Annotated in this window: 1 rRNA gene and 1 pseudogene; both read left to right on the top strand. The window is 69.1% G+C overall.

What is annotated here, in order from left to right:
• Window positions 1-91 (top strand): 5S ribosomal RNA (gene rrf, locus ACFCZ1_RS38535); the annotation flags it as partial.
• Between the two features lie 157 nt (window positions 92-248).
• Window positions 249-1,120 (top strand): annotated as a pseudogene (locus ACFCZ1_RS38530) (tetratricopeptide repeat protein); the annotation flags it as partial.

The following is a 1,120-nucleotide window of genomic DNA, read 5'->3' as shown; positions in this document are numbered from 1 at the left end:
GCCCGGTTACATTCCGAACCCGGAAGCTAAGCCTTTCAGCGCCGATGGTACTGCAGGGGGGACCCTGTGGGAGAGTAGGACGCCGCCGAACAATCTTTCAAAGGACCCTTGGTCCAGCGTTCAACGCTGGACCAAGGGTCCTTTTTGTTTTTCTACATCTTTACGCCGAAGCGCGGCCATCGGTTGGTTGCGCGAGAATGACTAGCGGTACCCCGAAGACAGGAGTCACACCCATGTCCAACTCTCCCGACGATCGTCCGGAGCGCGAGCCTCGGCGCAACGACGGTGGTGACAGGGGCGGCTACCGCGGGGGCCGTGACGACCGTGGCGGCGACCGGCCCCCGTTCCGCCGCGACGACCGTGGTGGTCGACCGGCCGGCGCTGGCAGTGGCGGCTTCCGTCGCGATGACCGCGGTGGGCGCCCCTCCGGTGCTGGCGGCGGTTTCCGTCGTGACGACCGTGGTGGCGACCGTCCGTCCTACCCGCGTCGTGATGACGACCGTGGTGGGTTCCGCGGCGGCCGTGATGACCGTGGTGGGGACCGTCCGTCCTTCCCGCGTCGTGATGACCGTGGTGACCGTCCCACGGGTGGTGGCGGCGGTTTCCGTCGTGACGACCGTGGCGGGGACCGTCCGTCCTTCCCGCGTCGTGATGACCGTGGTGACCGTCCCACGGGTGGTGGCGGCGGTTTCCGTCGTGACGACCGTGGCGGGGACCGTCCGTCCTTCCCACGTCGTGATGACCGTGGTGACCGTCCCACGGGTGGTGGCGGCGGTTTCCGTCGTGACGACCGTGGGGGCGACCGTCCGTCCTACCCGCGTCGCGATGACCGTGGTGGCGACCGTCCCTCGTACCCGCGTCGTGACGACCGTGGGGGCGACCGTCCCTCGTACCCCCGTCGTGATGACGACCGTGGTGGGTTCCGTGGCGGCCGTGATGACCGTGGTGGGGACCGTCCGTCCTACCCGCGTCGCGATGACCGTGGTGGCGACCGTCCCTCGTACCCGCGTCGTGACGACCGTGGTGGCGACCGTCCCTCGTACCCCCGTCGTGATGACGACCGTGGTGGGTTCCGTGGCGGCCGTGATGACCGTGGTGGGGACCGTCCGTCCTACCCGCG

This window comes from Streptomyces sp. NPDC056224, assembly GCF_042267665.1.
Taxonomy (GTDB): Bacteria; Actinomycetota; Actinomycetes; order Streptomycetales; family Streptomycetaceae; genus Streptomyces.
The sequence above is the reverse complement of the archived record's forward strand: the minus strand, read 5'-3'. Positions and strand labels throughout refer to the sequence as shown.